Origin of the sequence: Paenibacillus phytohabitans, assembly GCF_013141775.1 — a bacterium.
GTDB classification, from domain to species: domain Bacteria; phylum Bacillota; class Bacilli; order Paenibacillales; family Paenibacillaceae; genus Paenibacillus_AQ; species Paenibacillus_AQ phytohabitans.
The window spans coordinates 369,777-390,485 of the sequence record NZ_WHOB01000069.1; the positions used below are offsets into that span (position 1 = coordinate 369,777).

16 protein-coding genes are annotated in these 20,709 nt (G+C 52.2%); all 16 read left to right on the forward strand.

Annotation, left to right across the window (positions count from 1 at the left end):
* Nucleotides 1-93 precede the first annotated feature (93 nt).
* Entirely contained in the window at nt 94-420 is a 327-nt protein-coding gene (locus tag GC101_RS25020) for a hypothetical protein (protein WP_171719478.1), read from the forward strand.
* Between the two features lie 225 nt (nt 421-645).
* A complete protein-coding gene (gene kdpF / locus GC101_RS36965; RefSeq protein ID WP_144026137.1) occupies nt 646-723 on the forward strand; it encodes a K(+)-transporting ATPase subunit F in 78 nt (25 codons plus the stop codon).
* 285 nt (nt 724-1,008) lie between these two features.
* Nucleotides 1,009-2,685: a potassium-transporting ATPase subunit KdpA gene (gene kdpA / locus GC101_RS25030; protein ID WP_171719479.1), complete on the forward strand. Its 1,677-nt coding sequence runs from the start codon at nt 1,009-1,011 to the stop codon at nt 2,683-2,685.
* Between the two features lie 18 nt (nt 2,686-2,703).
* On the forward strand, nt 2,704-4,737 hold the full coding sequence (gene kdpB / locus GC101_RS25035) for a potassium-transporting ATPase subunit KdpB (RefSeq protein ID WP_171719480.1): 2,034 nt from the start codon (nt 2,704-2,706) through the stop codon (nt 4,735-4,737).
* Nucleotides 4,738-4,990: 253 nt separating this feature from the next.
* Complete coding sequence (gene kdpC / locus GC101_RS25040; protein ID WP_171719481.1) at nt 4,991-5,614, forward strand: potassium-transporting ATPase subunit KdpC; 624 nt, start codon at nt 4,991-4,993, stop codon at nt 5,612-5,614.
* 77 nt (nt 5,615-5,691) lie between these two features.
* Nucleotides 5,692-8,013 (forward strand): universal stress protein, encoded by a 2,322-nt coding sequence (locus GC101_RS25045; RefSeq protein ID WP_171719482.1) that lies wholly within the window; start codon nt 5,692-5,694, stop codon nt 8,011-8,013.
* A gap of 171 nt (nt 8,014-8,184) precedes the next feature.
* Entirely contained in the window at nt 8,185-9,126 is a 942-nt protein-coding gene (locus GC101_RS25050; RefSeq protein WP_171719483.1) for a ketopantoate reductase family protein, read from the forward strand.
* Nucleotides 9,127-9,311: 185 nt separating this feature from the next.
* The gene (locus GC101_RS25055) at nt 9,312-9,647 is read left to right on the forward strand and encodes a hypothetical protein (protein WP_076245963.1); all 336 of its coding nucleotides are present in this window, start codon (nt 9,312-9,314) and stop codon (nt 9,645-9,647) included.
* Nucleotides 9,634-10,119 carry a nitroreductase family protein gene (locus GC101_RS25060; RefSeq protein ID WP_171719484.1) on the forward strand — a complete coding sequence of 162 codons (486 nt, stop codon included), beginning with the start codon at nt 9,634-9,636 and terminating at the stop codon, nt 10,117-10,119. The genes GC101_RS25055 and GC101_RS25060 overlap by 14 nt, the downstream gene beginning before the upstream one ends.
* Before the next feature lie 31 nt (nt 10,120-10,150).
* Nucleotides 10,151-11,896: an ABC transporter ATP-binding protein gene (locus GC101_RS25065; RefSeq protein ID WP_171719485.1), complete on the forward strand. Its 1,746-nt coding sequence runs from the start codon at nt 10,151-10,153 to the stop codon at nt 11,894-11,896.
* On the forward strand, nt 11,880-13,724 hold the full coding sequence (locus tag GC101_RS25070; protein WP_171719486.1) for an ABC transporter ATP-binding protein: 1,845 nt from the start codon (nt 11,880-11,882) through the stop codon (nt 13,722-13,724). Before GC101_RS25065 ends, GC101_RS25070 begins: the two co-directional genes overlap by 17 nt.
* Before the next feature lie 149 nt (nt 13,725-13,873).
* Nucleotides 13,874-14,554 (forward strand): response regulator transcription factor, encoded by a 681-nt coding sequence (locus GC101_RS25075; protein ID WP_171719487.1) that lies wholly within the window; start codon nt 13,874-13,876, stop codon nt 14,552-14,554.
* On the forward strand, nt 14,551-16,305 hold the full coding sequence (locus GC101_RS25080; RefSeq protein WP_171719488.1) for a sensor histidine kinase: 1,755 nt from the start codon (nt 14,551-14,553) through the stop codon (nt 16,303-16,305). The genes GC101_RS25075 and GC101_RS25080 overlap by 4 nt, the downstream gene beginning before the upstream one ends.
* 57 nt (nt 16,306-16,362) lie before the next feature.
* Nucleotides 16,363-16,887, forward strand: coding sequence for a CDP-diacylglycerol--serine O-phosphatidyltransferase (gene pssA / locus GC101_RS25085; RefSeq protein WP_171719489.1), 525 nt, complete (start codon nt 16,363-16,365; stop codon nt 16,885-16,887).
* 6 nt (nt 16,888-16,893) lie between these two features.
* On the forward strand, nt 16,894-17,388 hold the full coding sequence (locus tag GC101_RS25090; RefSeq protein ID WP_042236387.1) for a DedA family protein: 495 nt from the start codon (nt 16,894-16,896) through the stop codon (nt 17,386-17,388).
* A gap of 190 nt (nt 17,389-17,578) precedes the next feature.
* A complete protein-coding gene (locus GC101_RS25095; RefSeq protein WP_171719490.1) occupies nt 17,579-20,701 on the forward strand; it encodes a GNAT family N-acetyltransferase in 3,123 nt (1,040 codons plus the stop codon).
* Nucleotides 20,702-20,709: the final 8 nt, after the last annotated feature.

Consider the following 20,709-nt stretch of genomic DNA (forward strand, 5'->3'; position numbering starts at 1 on the left):
CTTAATTCGCTGAAGCAAACCCTAATCCTGAACTAATGGCGGGAGTGGTAAGCTGAACCGGAAGTGAAACACAGAAGAAAGAAGGCAATATTCATGGATCTGATGTTTAGAAATATCGGTCTGCTCACGGTCATAACAACATTACTGGTGCTGATCAAAAAGAGATACGACTGGATCGGCCTGCAGCAGGAAGGCTGCTATGAGAACTGTGATGTATATAAAGCAGCGGACCGGTTCGCTAATGGAGCGTCTCCAGAGGAGGTCAGGGTGATTCTCGCAGATAGCTTTGAGTTCGATCCGAAGGGGACGGAACAGATTCTTGCCCGGGCGCTGCCCCGCAGAATGGAACCGGACGGGGGCCATCAGGCTTTTATCCAGGCGGTCAATCAGGTGCTGGGTGAGGATATTTACCGCTCTTAATGTCATCTTAATACGCCTGCTGAAACCCTAACCCTGAACTAACGGGAGAAATGTTACGCTAGACCGGAAGTTACAAGAGAGAGATTCTTATAAATTCGGATGAGGAGTGGCAAAGACAATGATGGATGTGTATATGACGGTGGCCTTGGCAGCGGTATTCGCTTTGTTCTACGCATTTGTGCAATGGTGCGGTCATGTAGTGGATGAACAAGGGGGGAATGAGTGATGGCGGTAGTCCTTGCGGCAACGTTACTCCTGTTTCTGTATCTGGTTTATGCTTTGATTCATCCGGAGAAATTTTAAAAAGGGGGCTGTATAAAAAGATCTAAAAATCAGTGTCAAAAAGGTTAGTCGTGACTGCGTGAATATTTGGACTTCCGGCCGCTGTTGTCATCAGATTTCTTGATTTATACCGCTGATCGCGGTGGAAATCCGCTGACAAAGGCGTACGCATTCGCTCCTACAGTTCCAAATATCCCCTCCGTCTCTTTACCTTATAACGTTGATTTTTAATCTATTGATACAGTATGGAGAGAGAGTAGGCAAGAAAGAAATGAAGGTTAGTTTGTATATTGAGGAGGGTCATCCGTGGGTATTGTGCAAATTATAGCAGTCATTCTAATTCTGGTGCTGCTGGTGAAACCGGCAGGAACTTATCTATATCATGTATTCTCAGGTGAACCGAACCGGACAGACCGGATCTTCGGCGGAACGGAGAGAGGTATTTACCGTCTGATCGGGCTGAAGCAGCGGGGCGGGATGTCCTGGAAGAAATATGCGGTCAGCTTTATTGTAACGAATATAGCCCTGGTAACATTCAGTTACATCCTTCTGCGGCTGCAGAAGGGGCTTCCGCTCAACCCGGGCGGGATTGGCAATATGGAAGAGACGCTCACCTTCAATACGGTGATCAGCTTCATCACCAATACGAATCTTCAGCATTACAGCGGAGAGACAGGCGTGTCCTACTTCTCGCAGATGGCTGTAATGACGATGCTGATGTTCACTTCGGCGGCCAGCGGATTCTCGGTAGCTGTCGCTTTTGTCAGAGGGATTACAGGACGCAGCTCGGTGGGGAACTTCTTCGAAGACTTCGTCAAAGCGCATATCCGGGTCTTCATTCCGCTCGCGCTGCTTGTAACACTGGCGCTCGTTGGTCTTCATGTGCCGCAGACACTGAAACCTGCACTAGAGGTTACGACGCTAGAGGGGCAGAGCCAGCAGATTGCGATCGGGCCGATTGCCTCTCTGGAATCCATTAAGCATATCGGAACGAACGGCGGGGGCTTCTTCGGAGCGAACTCGGCGCATCCTTTTGAGAACCCCAGTCCGCTGAGCAATGTGCTGGAGATTCTCTCCATGTGGCTGCTGCCCGCTTCCCTGCCGTACATGTACGGGAAGTTTGCCAAGAACAAACGCCAGGGCTGGATGATTTTTGGTGCGATGATGACGTTGTTCGTGGTGCTGCTGGGACTGAATTATGCTGCTGAAAGTGCGGGTAATCCGGCGGTTAACGCGATGGGCATTGATGCCTCGCAAGGCAGTATGGAAGGTAAAGAGGTGCGGTTCGGGATTGCGCAGTCCGCTCTGTTCACAACAGTTACTACAGCCGCCACAACCGGCAGTGTGAATAATATGCATGATACGCTGACGCCGCTCGGCAGCATTACGCCTTTAACGCTGATGATGCTGAATAATGTGTTTGGCGGTAAAGGTGTCGGGCTGGTCAATATGCTGATGTATGCAATACTCGGCGTCTTCCTATGCGGGCTGATGGTTGGCCGGACGCCAGAATTCCTCGGGCGGAAGATTGAGGCGAGGGAAATGAAGCTGATTGCCATTGCCATTCTGATTCATCCGCTGATTATTCTGGTTCCGACCGCCGCTGCTTTTCTGACCGACCTTGGTCAGGGGAGTATCAGCAACCCCGGATTCCACGGGATGACTCAGGTTCTGTATGAATATGTGTCCTCTGCAGCCAATAACGGCTCTGGCTTTGAAGGACTGGCCGATAATACCTCCTTCTGGAATATCACAACGGGTATCGTCATGCTGCTGGGCCGGTATGTCTCGATTATCGCCATGCTGGCGGTTGCAGGTTCACTGCTGCGTAAGAAGCCGGTGCCGGAGACGATTGGTACCTTCCGTACGGATAACGGACTGTTCACCGGAATACTGATTGGTACGGTGCTGATTATCGGCGCGCTGACCTTCTTGCCGGTCATTGTCCTCGGTCCAATTGCAGAATATTTGACTTTACGGTAGGGAGAGGGAGAGAAGAGAATGAGTACTGTACAAAGAAAAAAACTGCTGACAGGTCCTATCCTTCTAAGTGCGGCCAAGGACAGTGTAGTGAAGCTTAATCCGGTAACGTTAATGAAGAATCCGGTCATGTTCGTGGTTGAGGTCGGCACGGTAATCGTACTGCTTATGGTGCTGGCACCAGGCTACTTCAATGCGGAGCATTCGGTAGGTTTCAATATTTCGGTATTCTTCATCCTGCTGTTCACGGTGTTGTTCGCTAACTTCGCGGAAGCACTGGCTGAGGGGCGCGGCAAAGCGCAAGCCGATTCGCTGAAAAAAACGAAGCAGGACATTACAGCCAATAAGCTGGCTGGATCAGCGATCAAGCAGGTTCCGGCTTCCGAGCTGCGCAAAGGCGACGTTGTTCTCGTCAGTCAGGGGGAAATGATTCCCGGTGACGGTGAGGTGATTGAAGGTTTGGCCTCTGTAGATGAATCGGCGATCACGGGGGAATCGGCGCCGGTCATTAAGGAAGCTGGCGGGGACTTCGGCTCAGTTACAGGCGGCACCCGCGTAGTCAGCGATCAGATCAAGTTGCGGATTACGAGTGATCCGGGCGAATCCTTCCTGGACCGGATGATCTCGCTGGTTGAAGGGGCGAAACGACAGAAAACACCGAATGAAATTGCCCTGAACACGCTTCTGATCAGCTTGACGATTATATTCCTGATCGTTGTAGTTACGCTGCGTCCAATAGCTGATTACATCGGCGTTCAGCTGGAGATCCCTGTGATGATTGCTCTCCTGGTCTGTCTGATCCCGACTACGATCGGCGGACTGCTGTCAGCCATCGGGATTGCCGGGATGGACCGTGTTACCCAGTTCAATGTGCTGGCAATGTCCGGTAAAGCGGTGGAAGCCGCCGGGGATATCAACACAATGATCCTTGATAAAACCGGGACGATCACCTTCGGCAACCGGATGGCGAGCGAATTCGTCACGGTAGGCGGTGAGTCAGGAACTGAGTTGGCCGCCTGGGCGGCAGTCAGCTCGCTGAAGGATGAAACCCCGGAAGGACGCTCCGTACTGGAGCTGTCCAAGAAGCTGGAGCTCAGCTATGACGGCAGTCTTGCCGAAGGCGGAGCATTCGTCGAGTTCAAGGCTGAGACCCGGATGAGCGGTATCGATCTGCACGACGGACGCCTGGTGCGTAAGGGAGCCGTAGATTCCGTGAAGAAATGGGTGCTGTCCCAGGGCGGTGCAGTACCGGCTGATCTGGACAGCAACTCGGATGCGATTGCCCGGTTAGGCGGCACACCGCTTGCGGTTGCAGTAGATAACCGGATCTACGGGCTGATCTATCTGAAGGACACGGTTAAACCCGGCATGAAGGAACGCTTCGATGAACTGCGCAGCATGGGGATCAAGACCATCATGTGCACAGGCGATAATCCGCTGACGGCGGCTACCATTGCCCGTGAAGCCGGAGTCGATGACTTCATTGCCGAGAGTACACCGGAGGACAAGATCGCGGTTATCCGCCGCGAGCAGAATGAAGGCAAGCTGGTAGCTATGACCGGTGATGGAACCAACGATGCGCCTGCATTGGCTCAAGCCGATGTGGGGCTGGCGATGAACAGCGGCACGACCGCTGCCAAGGAAGCCGCGAATATGGTCGATCTGGATTCTGATCCCTCCAAAATCATTGAGGTTGTAGCAATCGGGAAGCAGCTGCTTATGACCCGTGGGGCGCTGACTACCTTCAGTATCGCTAACGATATTGCCAAGTATTTCGCGATTATCCCGGCGATGTTCACACTGGCGATTCCGGAGATGGAAGCCCTCAATGTGATGGGACTCGGCTCTCCAAGCTCCGCCATAATCTCGGCGCTGATCTTCAACGCCATCATTATCCCGCTGCTGATTCCGCTAGCTATGCGCGGTGTCTCCTATAAGCCGATGAGCTCTACGAAGCTGCTCGCACGGAATATTGTCATCTACGGGCTTGGCGGCGTCGTTGTTCCGTTCGCAGGGATCAAGCTGATTGATATGATCGTTAGGATTTGGATTTAGTGAACGTTAGAAATGGCATTGATACAATATATGATGATAGTAACGGAGGGGGATTTTGGAACTGTAGGAGCGAATGCGTACGCCTTTGTCACCGGATTTCCACTGCGAACAGCAGTACAGATCAAGAAATCTGGGGACAACAGCGGCCGGAAGTCCAAATATTCACCGGAGTTACGACCAACATTCTAATTGGGACAATCTCAATTTCAAGTATACAAGCACACGATTGAATTCTTAAGGAGGCAATACCATCATGGCCAATTCCAATAAAGAGACTGCCGAAGAGCAGCAGTCACCTTCAAAAGCTGCCTATATCTTCACAATTATACGGCTAAGCGCAGTATTCATTGTACTCTGCGGAATCATATATCCGCTGGCGTCCACCGCTCTCGCCCAAGTGCTAATGCCTTCGCAGGCGAACGGGAGCCTGCTGAAGAATTCAGCGGGGCAGGTGGTCGGTTCCACACTGATCGGGCAAAATTTCACGGATCAGGCATTGTTCCAGAGCCGTGTATCCAGCATTGAGTATAAGGCTGAAGCCTCGGGTTCGAACAACTATGGACCATCAAATCCTGATATGCTGCAGCGCACAAGCGATTCAATTACCCAATGGAAGCTGGATAATCCCGGTGTACCCGTTAGTGAGCTGCCTATTGATCTGGTCACGAACTCCGGTTCAGGTCTCGATCCGCATATTACACCGGCAGCTGCGATTGTGCAGATTCCCAGAATCAGCAATCTGAGCGGAATTCCTCCAGAGACACTTACAGCCTTGGTGTCTGAGTATACTGAAGGTAGGGATCTGGGACTGTTCGGTGAAAAGCGTGTCAATGTACTGAAGCTGAATCTGGCATTAACGGAACTCAAAGCGAAGTAATACCGGTCTGAACCCTGCCCGTAAGCTATACGGACAGGGTCATTTCCGGTTAGTGCCGCAGGAAAGGAGGTTAACTTATGGCACCATATAAACGCAAGTCACCGGAGGAAATCCTCTATTCCATCTATCAGCTGCAGCGGGGGCGGCTGAAGATTATTATCGGCTCGGTCAGCGGATCGGGCAAAACCTACCATATGCTGGAGGAAGGCAAGCTGCTGAAGCATCAGGGCATCGACGTAGTGATCAGTGCGGTATCAACCATGGGCCGGGCGGAAACCGTTCAGCAGCTTGGCGATTTGGAACGGGTTCCCAGCATCCACTGGTGGAAGGACGGGAAGGAAGAGAAGGATCTTCCGCTGGAAGCATTGCTGGAGCGTAATCCCGAGGTGCTGCTGGTCGATGGCCTGGCGCACCGCAACCGTGAAGGCGCCCGGTTCCCGACACGGCTGGAGGACATCCGTTATCTGATGGATCAGGGGATCAGCGTGATTACTACCATTAATGTCTATGAGCTTGCCGGTATGGGTGAGAGAATCTATGAGATGACCGGTATCCGTGCGGAAGACACCGTACCGCTGAATACACTGGAATTCGCGGATGAGGTACGGCTGATCGATGTCTCTCCGGAAACGATTCTGAAGCGGATGGAGGAAGGGGTGCTTGGAGAAGGGGCTCATCCCGCCCTCTCCCGCCGGGGGAATCTTGGCGTGCTCCGCGAGCTGTCTCTGCGGCTGATGGCGGAAGGGGTCAATGATTCGCTGGAGAAACACCGGGAAGCCGAGGGGCTGATCGGACCTTCCGGTGCAACGGAGCGGATTCTTGTCTCTGCGCAGTATCACTGGAATGGGTCACTCTATATCCGGAGGGGGCAGCAAATTGCCAAACGGCTGAACGGTGACCTGATTATTGTTACATTTCTCGTGCGCGGCCGCCCGCTGACCAAGGATCAGCAGGTCTTCAAGCGTTCCATTCTCAAGCTGACGGAACGGATCAATGCCAGGTTTGAAGAGTTAGAGTTGCTCCGCTTGAGGCTGCTTCCTTCGCTGCTCGTGCGTTATGCAATTCAGAATAATGTCACACGGATAGTCATGGGCCATTCGCAGAAAAGCCGCTGGCAGGAGAAGTGGCATGGCTCCATCGCCAGCCGTGTCCTGCGGCGGACGAGGAACATCGATGTGTTCCTGATGGCAGACCGCGCTGAACGGGACGGGGAGCGGATTCTGCCGGTCCGCTCGGCCCCTAAGGGAACAGAGGAGCCCTTCCACCGCTTAACCAGCCAGGAGCTGGAGCAGCGGATTGAGAAGATCCGCCGTGGTACCTTCAAGGTCTATATCGGCGCAGCCCCAGGCGTGGGCAAAACCTACAAAATGCTGCAGGAAGGCAATCTGCTGCTGAACAGAGGGATTGATGTTGTAGTCGGTCTGCTGGAAACTCACGGCAGGCTGGAAACGAAGGGGCAGGTGGGCGGATTAACGATGATCCCCAGAGCACAGATCCACTACCAGTCTGCTGAACTTACGGAGATGGATACGGAGGCGATCCTTGCCCGGCATCCCGAGGTGGTGCTGGTGGATGAGCTTGCCCATACCAATGTTCCCGGAAGCCAGACCAAGAAACGTTATGAGGATGTAATCAGGCTGCTGGAGAACGGGATCTCCGTCATTACCACAGTCAATGTGCAGCATCTGGAGAGCTTGAATGATGCCGTGGAACAGTTAACGGGAGTGCGTGTCCGCGAGACTGTGCCGGATGCGATCCTGCGTATGGCGAGTGAGGTGGAGCTCATCGACGTTACCCCGCAGATGCTGCAGCAGCGGATGCGGGAAGGGAAGATTTACGCTGCCGAGAAGGTCAATCAGGCGCTGGAGTCTTTCTTCAAGATCGGCAATCTGATCGCGCTGCGTGAGCTGGCTCTGCGCGAAATTGCCGATGATGTGGATGAACGTCTGGAAGCGTGGGACCGCGAGCCCTCCCTCCGGGGTCCCTGGAGCAGACGGGAAGTGATCTTCGTCTGTGTGGACACCGGCCCGCAGGCCGAACGGTTAATCCGCCGCGGCTTCCGCATAGCGCACCGCCTGAAGGCTGAGTGGCATGTGCATTATGTTCATTGTACCCGCATACGGACAATAGAAGAGCAGAAGCGGCTTGATACGCTGAAGCATCTGACGGAGCGGCTGGGCGGCGTTATGGATATTACCGAGGCCGTCAGCCGCAAGCATCTGCATAAGCATCTGCTGCAGCGGATGAATGAAATGCAGACGACACAGCTAATCATCGGCCAGTCGCGCAGGCCTCTATGGCGTGCGTTGTTCAAAGAAAGCTTCGTCCATTACCTGCTCCGGCATGCCCGGCATATGGATATGCTGATCGTCGCGGTTCACACCCCGATTGTAGAATGAAGAAGATCCGCCGGGCCTGGGCTCAAGCTTATTAATAGACAATCACCTGCCCAATGTTCATAAATGTACAGACATGCCCGCATTGGCAATTGCGCAACATCCCCTCTGCTGATAATCTAATGAACAGATGTTTAGAAAAGAACAAATGTTTGAAGATGAGAGGGGATTAATATGCGGATATTAGTTATTGGAGCAGGTGTACTCGGCAGTTATTTGGCACATGTGCTGGTGCGGGGCGGCAATGACGTAACGGTGCTCGCCCGGGCGAAGAGAGCGGCTCAGCTGCGGCAGGACGGACTGGTGATCCGGCATTATTTTCAGCGTAAAACGACTGTAGATCAGGTGAAGGTCATTTCTGAACTGCGGACGGATGATATCTATGATCTGATCTTCGTAGTGATGAAGTATAATGACTTCCCGGCGGTGCTGCCGATTCTGGCGGACAACCTGAGCACCAATATTGTTCTGGTCGGCAATAACGGAGATACTCACGGCATGCAGCGTTTCTTCAAGGAGAACAGCCGGACTCCACAGAATATAGTGTTCGGGTTTCAGCTTAGCGGGGGGCTCCGGGAGAAGAACGGCCGTGTGATCAGCATTCGTATGGGCGTTCAAATGGTGCTGGGCAGCCTGGAAGGGGAGGTTCCCTTCAAGCCCGAGCTTGCACAGGCCTTCCGGCAGACGAAATACAAGCTTGATTATCCGGAGGATATCAACGCATGGCTGCTGAGCCATATTGTTCCAATTGTAGCTATCACTTCAGTCAGTTATCTTCATAACGGCGACTTGGCAAAAGCAACAAAGGATAACGCCCGCTGGAAACAAGCCGTTGCGTTGATCGATGAAGGGTTCAGCGTGCTTGACAAGCTTGGCATTAAGACAAATCCGGCAGCACTTGTCAAAGGGGCTAAGCGGCATCCAACGATGCTCTACCAAGGAATGAAGTTTGTTCATAAATTGCCTTTCATGAAGCTGGTGGACGGCTCCTTCAGCGAGATTTCCGCGCTCTATCAAGCGTTTGAGCCGCTTAAACAGCAAGCGGGTCTGTCCACTCCAGCCTGGGATGATTTCAAGCAGCAAACGTTCACCAAATATGCCCTGGAGCAGAAATGACGAACCAATTTGTAACGGATACCGTATAATTGCACTAATCAGAAACAACTCATTAAGAGACCGCTGCTGCGGACCTTTATGAGTTGTTTTTGTTATGCTGCTTGACAATCCCCTGAATAAGGGTATACATTTGTATACAAGTAATATTCGTATACATATGTATACAACAGAAGGAGGAGAGTATCATGCGCGAAGGAAAACATGAACATAAAGGGCACAAAGAGCACAGAGAGAACTGTGGCCATCCCCATGATGACGGCAAGAGGAATTTCCAGAGCGCCCAAACCTTTCGCCGCGGCCGGGCGATTGCTTTTCTGGACCGGCTCCATGTCAAACGCTCTACCTTAATGCAGCAGCTGGACCAGCCGGAATTCGAAGCTATCAGACAGGTGATCAGCGGTGAGCTGAAAGCGACGGATGGAATCATCCAGGAATTCATCCAGGCCTTCGAGCTGCGTGAAGTACTGGCAGAACAAGAGAATACAACTGAAGGAGTGGACATAAACCATGACAATCATTGATACTATCCAGACCCGCAGAACAATTAAGGCTTTCAAACCTGACGCTATCAGCGAGAATGAGCTGAACACATGGCTGGAGGCGGCGAGCTATGCCCCAAATCACCGGATGAACGAGCCCTGGGAGCTGCTGTTTATTGGCCCGGAGACAAGAGCAGCACTGAACCATAAGACAGATTTCGGCGGTGCTCCATTGTTAATTGGCATTCTCTCCAAGCCAGCCGCCAGCCCGATGGAACGCGATGAGAACGTTATGGCCGTCTCCTGCTATATTCAGAATTTCATGCTGGTTGCCCATGAAGCAGGCGCAGGTGTGTTCTGGTCGTCCCTGGGCGCTTCGGTCCGGGGCCGTGAGATTCTAGGCGTGCCGCAGGAGCATGATGTGATTGCTGTACTCGCTGTGGGTTATCCGGCGGAAATCCCTGCTGCCAAGCAGAGAACGCCAATTGCTGATAAAATCACATACTTGCCGTAAACGGACGACTGATGAGATGAAGGTGACCTGAATGTGGAAACTCAGGGGGTTCATGAAGCCGTACGTACTCTGGTGCGTGCTCGCCCCGCTGTTAATGGTAGTTGAGGTTGTTATGGACCTGCTGCAGCCGGCGCTGATGGCCAGCATCGTAGACAAGGGCCTGATGATGAATGATTTGCCGCATATTATTTCGACAGGCGGGATCATGCTTGGGGTTGCCATCGTAGGTATGGTCGGCGGTGTAGGCTGTACTGTTTTTTCAAGTATCGCTTCACAGAATTTCGGAAATGATCTGCGGATCAAGCTGTTTGAGCATATCCAGACCTTCTCTAACCGGAATCTGGACCGGCTGAAGACCGGATCGCTGATCACCCGTTTAACGAATGATGTGGTGCAGCTGCAGACTTTCATGCAGATGATATTACGGATGTTTGTACGGTCTCCACTGCTGCTGATCGGCAGTCTGGTGATGGCGATCCGGATCAGCCCTTCGCTGGCGCTAATCCTGCTGGCTGCAGTCCCGCTGCTGTTCATTCTGCTATACGTGCTGATTCGTCTATCTTTTCCTTTGTTTGCTAGAATGCAGGAGAAGCTGGATGGGGTAAGCAATGTGCTGCAGGAGAACCTGTCCGGCATCCGCGTAATCAAGGCTTTTGTCCGCGCGGGGCATGAGCAGAAGCGGTTCGATGCCGCTAACACAGACTATACCAATACCGGAATTAGAGCCATTCGCCTAATGGCGCTCAACATGCCGCTGATGATGCTTATCCTGAACGCAAGTATTATTGCCGTCCTCTGGTTCGGCGGTCTGCAGAACTGGAGCGGCAAGCTGCCTGTGGGTGAACTGATCGCATTCATTAACTATGTAACCCAGCTGCTGATGTCCATGATGATGCTGAGCAATATGCTCGCGTTCGTATCACGGGCTAAGGTGTCAGGTGACCGGGTGAATGAAGTGTTCGCAACCACAAGCGAGATTACTGAAGCTCCTTCGGCGAATAGTGATGTAATTACGCATGGACGGATCGAATTCAACCATGTCTCGTTCGCCTATAACCGGGCAGATGAGAATCTTGTGCTGGAGGATATCAGCTTTGTTGCGAATCCCGGTGAGACAGTTGCTATTCTGGGGGCTACCGGTGCCGGCAAATCGACTCTGGTCAGCCTGATTCCACGGTTCTACGAGGTGTTGTCCGGAGCTATTGCCATTGACGGAACAGACATCCGGCAGATTGGCATTGATCATCTGCGCAGCCGGATCGGCTTCGTAATGCAGCAGTCGCTGCTGTTCAGCGGCAGCATCAGGGACAATATCCGCTACGGCCGTCCGGAAGCAACAGATGCAGAGGTAGAGCAGGCAGCTATAGCCGCCGAAGCACATGGATTTATCAATACGCTGCCGCAAGGCTATGATACCTTGCTCGGGCAGCGCGGCGTTAATCTGTCCGGCGGACAGAAGCAGCGGCTGTCCATCGCGCGTGCGCTGCTGATTCAGCCCGCCGTTCTGATTATGGATGACAGCACCAGTGCGCTGGATGCGGTAACGGATGCGCGGATTCGTCTGCTTTTGAAGACTCAGCTGCGGAACTGCACCATAGTGATGATTGCCCAGCGTGTATCATCAATTATCGATGCGGACCGGATCCTGATCCTGGAGAATGGCCGGATTGCTGCCCAGGGCACCCATAAAGAACTGATGGCAGGCAGCGAGATTTACCGGGATATCCGGGAGTCGCAGCTGAAGGGAGAGGAGGAGCCTTATGTCCAATCATCCTAATCAGGCACAGGCACCTGTTCGACCAGGCGGATTCGGCGGGGGGCCACCCGGCGGCCGCGGGGCTGTGGTGCCGAAGGTTCGAGCGAAGAACCGCATGGCTACGATCAAACGTATCTGGTCCTATCTGAACCGTCAGCGTACGGGACTCATTATGGTCTATATATTTACAATACTTAACGCCGTAGTAGCACTAATCGGGCCTTACCTGCTCGGAAAAGCGATAGACTCGGCAATCATTCCCCATGATTATGGGCTGCTCGTCCGGTTCTGCATCATGCTGGGCGGTGTTTACCTGCTAGGCAGCGCCGTCTCCTGGGTGCAGGCCTATGTAATGACTTCCGTGTCACAGAGAACGGTGTTCGAGCTGCGGCGTGATCTGTTCGCTAAATATCAGGAGCTGCCTATAGGCTTCTTCGATACGCGTGCCAATGGCGAGCTGATGAGCCGGGCAACTAATGACATCGACAACGTATCGAACTCATTGAATCAAAGTGTTACCCAGCTGCTGAACAGTCTCATCACATTAAGCGGCTCGCTGGTCATTATGCTGATGCTGAATGTTCCGCTGACGGTAATCGCATTGGTGACAATCCCGCTGGTCCTGCTGGCCAGCCGTAAGATTACAGGCTTGAGCCGGATCTATTTCAAGAATCAGCAGCAGTATCTGGGTGAACTCAACGGCTTCATTGAAGAAGCGATCAGCGGCCAGAAGGTGATTAAGCAGTACCGCAGAGAAGAAGCTGAAACGGCAAGATTCCGCGGAATGAGCAGTGAACTCAATAAGGTCAGCATTAAGGCGCAGATTGTATCCGGACTGGTCGGTCCGGTCATGAACCTGATTAACAATCTGGATTTCGCGCTGATTGCCAGTGTGGGCGGTTGGATGGCATTTAAAGGGCTGGCTACGGTCGGGGTTATTGTCAGTATGCTGAACTACGCTAAGCAGTTCAGCCGGCCGATATCCGAGCTTGCGAACCAGTACAATCTGATCCAGTCGGCAATTGCCGGAGCGGAGCGTGTATTCGAAGTGATGGATATGCCTTCGGAGTACACCGGCGAGCAGCCGCAAGAGCTGCAACGGGTGCACGGGGAAGTGATTTTCCGTGATGTCGTCTTCGGCTATCAGGCAGATGCTCCGATACTGAACGGTGTAAGCTTCGAAGCGAAGCCTGGCGAGAAGATCGCACTCGTCGGCCCGACCGGGGCAGGGAAGACCACTATTGTTAACCTGCTGACCCGCTTCTACGAAATTAACAGCGGGGAGCTGCTGATCGACGGGCGAGATATCCGCGAGCTGAACAAAAATGAGCTGCGCAGCCAGTTAGGCATGGTACTGCAGGATGCGCATGTATTCTCAGGAACAATTCGTGAGAATATCCGGTTCGGCCGTCTGGACGCTAGCGACCGTGAGGTTGAAGAAGCCGCGAGCCTGGCTAACGTCAGCGGGTTCATCGCAAGATTGCCGCAGGGATATGATACGATGCTGGGTACGGAAGGAACGACACTCAGCCACGGCCAGCGCCAGCTGCTGACGATTGCCCGTGCCATCCTTGCCGATCCGGCTATCCTTATTCTCGATGAGGCAACCAGCAGCGTCGATACCCGGACTGAAATGCATATCCAGCAGGCGATGCGGACCCTGATGAAGGGCCGGACCAGCTTCGTGATTGCCCACAGGCTCAGCACGATCCAGGATGCGGACCGGATTCTCGTCATCCAGGGCGGCCAGATCGCCGAGCAGGGCAGCCACGAGCAGCTGCTTGCCCTTAAAGGTGTATACCATGAGCTGTATAACAGCCAGTTCAAGCATGCGGTTCAGGCAGGGTAAGGCAGCAACAGTACATTTGAATAGTTACTTTTCAGGAGGGCAGCGCAATGCGCTGCTTCTTTTTTTGGGGAAATATGAATCAGGGCACATAAAGGACATAACACTCGACTATGCTGAGTGGTATAAACGGGCGGAAAGCGGGGACTACATTGAAGAAAAAATTGCTGCTCGTCGAGGATGAGCTGCGTATCCGTGAACTGGTATCGGATTATTTCATCCAGAACGGCTGGGAAGTGCGCGAAGCCGACAACGGACAGGATGCGCTCCTCTGGTTCGATTCACTTCTGCCGGATCTGCTGATTCTGGATATCATGATGCCCAAGCTGAATGGATTTGAGGTCTGCCGGGAAATCCGCAAGCAATCAGCGATCCCCATTATTCTGCTGACCGCCAAGTCTGCAGATGACGACAAAATATACGGCTTTGAATTAGGTGCAGATGATTATGTAACCAAGCCCTTCAGTCCTAAAGTACTGGTGGCCCGGGCAAATGCGCTGATGAAACGGGCCCAAGGCATTCATCTGCCGGATTCGGGCATTGTGAAGTTTGGGTCGGCGATCTTCAACACGCTGGCACACCGCCTGGAGGTAGAGGGTGCAGAAGTCGAGCTTACCCCGAAGGAATATGATCTCTTATGGCTGCTGATCCGCAATAAGGGGATTGTGATTTCCCGGGATACGATCCTCAGCCGGGTCTGGGGAATTGAATTTGAAGGAGACTCCCGTGTCGTGGATAGCCATATCAAGAAACTGCGCAGCAAGCTGGGTTATGAGTCCCGCTATATCCGTACGGTCATCGGTACAGGGTACAGGTTTGAGGTTGAGGAATGAGAAGACGCGGAATTACCTTTAAGCTGTTTGTGATGACCGTGATCTTTTTTGTATGTTTTTACGGGATGGTGATCTTGAGCCAGTTGCTGTTCTTCGACAGCTTCTACCAGAGCCAGAAGGAGAACAGGGTGGAAAAGCATCTTAAGAGCTTCGGGACGGGCTATACAGAAGAATCCTGGGGGCGGAGCCGTACTTCCCGCGAACTGGTCCGCTTCATGCTGCGCAATAAGACTCAAATGGTCATTCTGAAGCTGGATGGCCGAATGAAGTCTGAGGATCCGTTCCGGATGAAGGTGATGGATGAAGCGGGCAAGATTCAGGTGATTCCGATGTCCCTGTTCATGAACGAGTACGGAGATCCGCTTAGGGCAGCCAATCTCAAGGAAAATGATCAAGTCACCGTCCTGGGAGAACGTCTTGAGGAAGACAATGACCCCGGGAATCTGATCTATCCGCTCACGATTACGAAGCAAGGCGGACCGCAGATCGGCGAGGAGCCTGAAGACGGGATGAGCACTATTTCCGGGACAATTACTGAACTTGTATTACCGGATCTGAAAGTCTGGAACCCGCGGCAGGGCATCCTCTTCGAGGCCTTGGAGGACTGGTTTCCTCTGACTCTTGACCAGAACGAAGAACTACGTAATCTGAACATAGTGAAAGAGGAGTGGACCGCTCCCTGGAGCGGCATCCGGAATTCTATCATCATCCTTCCGGTCAAGCAGGCGAACGGGGAAGTGGAGCTCTTATTCACGGTCACCTCCCTGCAGGATGTTAAGGATTCGAATGTGGCGCTGCGCTGGTTCTTTTTATATCTGGGGATCGGTGGGTTTGTTCTGATACTGGTCCTGTCGCTGTTCTATTCCAAGATGGTTACCCGTCCGCTGATTAAGCTCAATAATATCGCCAAACGGATGGTGTCGCTCGATTTCACAGGTCATTCTTCGATCCGTCAAAAGGATGAGCTGGGCAGCTTGTCCAAAAGCATGTTCACTTTGTCGCAAAGTCTGGATGCTGCACTGGGTGAGCTTCGTGAGGCGAATCAGCAGCTGGTTGAGGATATGGAGCAGAAGAAGAAAATGGAGCAGATGCAGCAGGACTTTTTTGCGAGCGCCTCTCACGAATTGAAGACTCCGCTCAGTATTATCAAGGGATTCGCCGAAGGTCTGGAGGATGGGGTAAGCGCCGGCAAACAGGATCATTATATCAAGGTCATTATCGAGGAAGCCGACAAGATGGAGTTTCTCGTCAAAGATATGCTCGATTTAGCCAAGCTGGAGTCCGGAACCATCAAACTCCGCAAAAGCTCCTTCATGCTGAGTGAAATGACGGAGAAGGTGACGGACAAGCTGATACATTCACTCGGTGACAAGCAGCTGAATGTGGTTATTATTCCTGCGAACGAGCGGCCGCTTTATGCCGATGCGTCCTGGATTGGGCAGGTAATCAGCAACCTGCTGACCAATGCGATCAGACATGCGGAGCATGGCAGTACAATAACCGTTGCCGTGGAGGGTCAAGAGAAATCACTTTCATTCAACATACACAATAAGGGTGAGAATATTCCCGAGGATCAGCTGGAGCAGATCTGGGAGCGCTTCTACCGGGCGGAGGCTTCACGCAGCCGTTTGACAGGGGGAACCGGACTCGGGCTGTCGATTACGAAGCAGATACTCGATATGCACGGCTGCCGGTATGCAGTGATAAACACAACGGACGGCGTCTGTTTTAGTGTGACCTTTGAAGGCTGAACGGACTTATTACTACCTGTCAAGAATTCTTATATTTTGAGAAAGGAGTGAAACAGCATGAAATGGAACTGGCTGCCTTCAATGTGCACACTGGGAAACCTGGGACTTGGATCAGTTTCCTTGCTTTTCACCATTCAAGAACGTTATAATCTCGCCTTACTAATGATACTGCTTGCGGCAATATGTGATGTCATGGACGGATTACTGGCTAGAATACTCAATTGTACCAGCGATTTCGGCAAACAACTGGACTCTCTGGCAGATATTATTTCCTTTGGACTTGCTCCTACCTTCCTCATATTGCTGTACAGGCTGGAGAATATGCAGTGGCTTGGACCTGTTGCAGCGATTGCATTCCTGATCTGCGGGGCGCTGCGCCTGGCCAGATTTAATCTGTCTGCGCCTTCGAAGGGGTTCACGGGGATGCCAATTACGGCTGCAGGCGTTATTTTATCAATGATTGCATTGGTGGATGAACGGATGAAGCCGGAGCTGGTCATCGCCGTAATGGGGCTGCTGTCACTGCTCATGGTAAGCCGGATTCCATTCCCGTCGTTCAAAAAATTCGTCAACAGGAAGTGATGCCTTATGCCCTGGATCATGGAGATGATCTCGCAATACGGATATATAGCTATATTTGCACTGCTCGCGCTGGGACTTCTTGGACTCCCGGTTCCCGATGAGCTGCTGATGCTGTTCGTGGGCTATCTGTCTTCGACAATGGTGCTGGATTTCTCAGTTTCGGTGCTGGTGTGCTTCATCGGCTCAATAACAGGTATGCTGATCAGCTATACGATCGGTCTGAGACTCGGGCAGCCGGTGGTAGACAAATACGGGAAGTGGATAGGGCTTACGCCGAAGCGGTTCGCGAGTGTGAAACGATGGTTCTTCCGGTTCGGCAACTGGACGGTCTTCATCGCTTATTTCGTCCCGGGCCTCAGACATGTTACGAGCTATATCTCCGGAATCAGTGCAATGTCTTTCAGGAAATATCTGGTTGTCACCGTTGCCGGTGCATTTATCTGGTCGCTTCTGTTTGTTTCTATCGGGTATCTGGTGGGTGCAAGGTTATCCTTTGCGTAGCTTTGCATGGTTTTGCAATGACCGGAGCGGGCAGGGTATGATGATAGCTATAGGTAATAAACTTTTATAATCAAAGAAGATATTACTATGGTTAAACCTTCTATTATATACTGTAAAAAACATCCACTTATTGCCGTGTGTGCATTGCATTAGGTGAGAAGCTATAGTGATCTGAGGAGGGAATACCGTAATGCCGGAAACACAAGAAATAGTCATTGAAGAATACGTGCCTGCCAAACATGCCGCGTCCATTGCCGAGATGTGGAATCGGAGCTTTGAGAGCTGGGGCGGGGACAATACTTACCGGACAGAGGAAAGTGTACTCCGTGAACACGAGAACAGCACGCTGCTCAAGGTATTTCTGGCCGTTGCGGGCGGAGAGGTTATCGGATATTGCAGCTTCTCCCACTACAAAGAGGATACAGGCGCGCTTTATATTCCACTGCTCAACGTCAGACCGGATTTCCATGGACGTAAGGTTGGCAAGAGACTGGTAAGACAAGCTGTCGAGGAGACCATCCGGCTTGGCTGGCCCCGGCTTGATTTGTACACCTGGGCAGGGAACGTCAAGGCGGTTCCTACCTATAAGAAAAGCGGTTTTTTCTGGGAGAAACGGGACGATACCACCCACCTGATGAACTTTATCCCTTCAGTGCTGCAGACCGGAGCGGTGAAGTCTTATTTCGGGAAGATCGACTGGTATAACGACAGCATCCGCGAGATCAACGTTCAGCCTGACGGCCAGGGGGATAACGGATTTGACTATTTTACATATGAATGGCTGAAAGACGGCCTGCAGCTGAAAATGCAGTATGAGCGGAGCGGCCGCGGCCTGCGCCTGATTGAGACGGAGGATTACCGGATACAGGCAACGATTCCTGACCGGCATGAGCTGCCTTTTGGAGCCCGATACCCCATTGTCTATGAAGCTGTGAATAAGAGCGGAAAGCCTTTGGCTCTGGAGATTAAGGGCATAAGCAATCCGCAAATCAGCTTTGAGCTGAACGGAGCGCAGGAGATTGAATCCGAGGCAAGGATCGAAGGCAGCTTCTTCATCCATCCGGCAGAAGAGGAACAGAGTATCTATCAGACCCATCCGGTCGTTGAGGCCGAACTGCTCATTAATGGCCTGCCTGCCGTATTCAAACTCGGGGTTGAACCCAAATTCCCGGTCAAAGTACAGCTGCAGCTGCCGGACAGAATAGCTTATATAGGCGAAGAGCTTGAAATTGATGTGATTATCGAAAATGAATACAACGCAGATACGGTGTTCGTCTTCGACCTGCCTGATGATGCTATACTCGCTTTCGGGCAGTCTGCACTTAAAGTCGAAGTTCCGGCAAAGGGCCGGAGAACGGTTACTGTACAAGCGCGGCTGCAAGCCTACGGCATTTGGCATCATAATGTGAAGATCCTTAATGGGGGCAGCAGTCCGGAGGAGGCCGCTTCATTAATTCACCAGCAGGAGATGAGCCTGGTCTTCCCTGGGGCAGATGCTGCCTTTGGCGGCAAAACGGAGAAGGAATGGATCATCAGCAGCGGAAGATATTCGGCAGTCCTGGAGAAATCCGGCAATACGCTGAAGCTATATGACGGCCGTAAAAATGTCGTTAGCCTGCCTTATCCGAAGTTCGGTCTGCCGTATACCAATGAGTTCAAGAAGGCATCGCCTATTGAAGTGCAGTATGATACAGATGATGGAGCCATTGTGCTTGAAGCCGTCTATGAACTTACAGCAAGAAAGGGCATGCTGCTGACCATGGTGGTGAAACTGAACAGCAATGGGCTCATCTCCCGGCATTTCAGGATTCATAACCCGCTGGACACGGATCAGGAGGAAGAATTGGTCCTCAAGGACAGCTTCGAGTTCAGCCTTAGGGGAGGCGTTATTCCTTATAACGGCAAGTATCTGGATTTAAAATCAGGTGTAGAGGCTTCCAGCCCGGACTACTGGGATGTGCAGAAGTTCACAGAGAACTGGATGTTCGCTTCACATGGGGCAATCTCGCGGGGAATCAGCTGGCCGGCAGAATTAGAGCTTATCCAGGAGTCGTGGCTGCATGCAGTTGAGCATTCGCTGGGCCGGATTCCGGCTGGAGGCAAGCTGGAGACAGCTCCACTGCGGATTGCGCTGGGAACCTGGAACACCTGGCAGGATTTCCGTTCGTTCGCACTGCAATGCAGCAACACACGCGATCTGAATGCTGCACAACAACTGGAAGTGAAGCTTAATCAGGGTAACCCGTTCATCAGCGGTCCGCTTACACTCTCCATTCTGGAGCAGAAGAAGAGTTATTTGGACGGAGAGATTACTGTTTCTTCTTGTGCAGGCAGCATTGAGGAGACATCAATTGCGGTACAAGGTGAACACAAGCTCTCGGAAATCAGCCTTACGCTGACCCGTTCATCAGGCTCTGAGCCCGATCTCCTTACGCTGCAGCTGGATATGGATATTTATGAGAGCTCCAGAGCTTTCCTTGTCCTTCCTGTGTCGGATCAGGTTATCCGCCGTCAGACGCTGGAGATTGAGCAGTCTCAGGTGCTTGCCGTAGACAACGGAATTCTGCGGATACAGGCCAGCAGCGATTTTGCTCCGGGATTATTCTCGCTGGAGTATCGGGGACAGGAATGGCTGGATTCCTCTTTTCCACAGCCCATAGCTAAATCCTGGTGGAATCCCTGGGTGGGTGGGATTTTAACTTCGATCACTGACATGTCATTACGCAGCTTCATGGAGGAGCCGCGGACCGCTGAGTTCGCTGAGCTCATGGACGATAAGGGTAACCGCTGGTCGGGCATACGCATGAGCGTTACCATTCAGCAGAATGATAAGTACAAAGGACTTATCCTGCATCAATATTTCATGATGCTTCCGGGTGTGCCTGTGCTTGCCTCTACTGTACACATTGAACAGAATACAGGCACGCCGTTATATCCGCTCGAGCTTGAAACCTCGTCCCATTACCGTGCGGCCGCTGACCTTAAGGACAGCAGAGGGTATCTGAAGAACAGCAGTGGTGAAGAGCTGGTGTATAAGGCAGGAAGAGTCCAACTGGGGGTTAGAAGTACTAACGGAATCCTTCAAGTGGGCTCCACAGAACGTAAACAGCGCCTGACTCTAGTTACTGCACCGGATATTACTTCTACAGCCTTAATGGCCAACACTCATGCGGCACTGTCATATGCCATAGACCCGCTGTATCTTCAAGACGGGGAAGAGCGGTTCAGCAAGCCACAATTCTATCTTATCTCGGATCTGAAGATTCCTGAGCAGGCCTACGCCGATCTGCTGACAATCCGCTTCAACAAATGAGCTGAAGA

Bases quoted from the DNA above. Each gene is read 5' to 3' on its own strand.
- kdpB (WP_171719480.1), top strand. From the start codon at position 2,704: ATGAGTACTGTACAAAGAAAAAAACTGCTGACAGGTCCTATCCTTCTA.
- GC101_RS25020 (WP_171719478.1), top strand. From the start codon at position 94: ATGGATCTGATGTTTAGAAATATCGGTCTGCTCACGGTCATAACAACA.
- GC101_RS25090 (WP_042236387.1), top strand. From the start codon at position 16,894: ATGCCCTGGATCATGGAGATGATCTCGCAATACGGATATATAGCTATA.
- pssA (WP_171719489.1), top strand. From the start codon at position 16,363: ATGAAATGGAACTGGCTGCCTTCAATGTGCACACTGGGAAACCTGGGA.
- GC101_RS25050 (WP_171719483.1), top strand. From the start codon at position 8,185: ATGCGGATATTAGTTATTGGAGCAGGTGTACTCGGCAGTTATTTGGCA.
- GC101_RS25065 (WP_171719485.1), top strand. From the start codon at position 10,151: ATGTGGAAACTCAGGGGGTTCATGAAGCCGTACGTACTCTGGTGCGTG.
- GC101_RS25055 (WP_076245963.1), top strand. From the start codon at position 9,312: ATGCGCGAAGGAAAACATGAACATAAAGGGCACAAAGAGCACAGAGAG.
- kdpC (WP_171719481.1), top strand. From the start codon at position 4,991: ATGGCCAATTCCAATAAAGAGACTGCCGAAGAGCAGCAGTCACCTTCA.
- kdpF (WP_144026137.1), top strand. From the start codon at position 646: ATGGCGGTAGTCCTTGCGGCAACGTTACTCCTGTTTCTGTATCTGGTT.
- GC101_RS25070 (WP_171719486.1), top strand. From the start codon at position 11,880: ATGTCCAATCATCCTAATCAGGCACAGGCACCTGTTCGACCAGGCGGA.
- GC101_RS25045 (WP_171719482.1), top strand. From the start codon at position 5,692: ATGGCACCATATAAACGCAAGTCACCGGAGGAAATCCTCTATTCCATC.
- GC101_RS25060 (WP_171719484.1), top strand. From the start codon at position 9,634: ATGACAATCATTGATACTATCCAGACCCGCAGAACAATTAAGGCTTTC.
- GC101_RS25095 (WP_171719490.1), top strand. From the start codon at position 17,579: ATGCCGGAAACACAAGAAATAGTCATTGAAGAATACGTGCCTGCCAAA.
- GC101_RS25080 (WP_171719488.1), top strand. From the start codon at position 14,551: ATGAGAAGACGCGGAATTACCTTTAAGCTGTTTGTGATGACCGTGATC.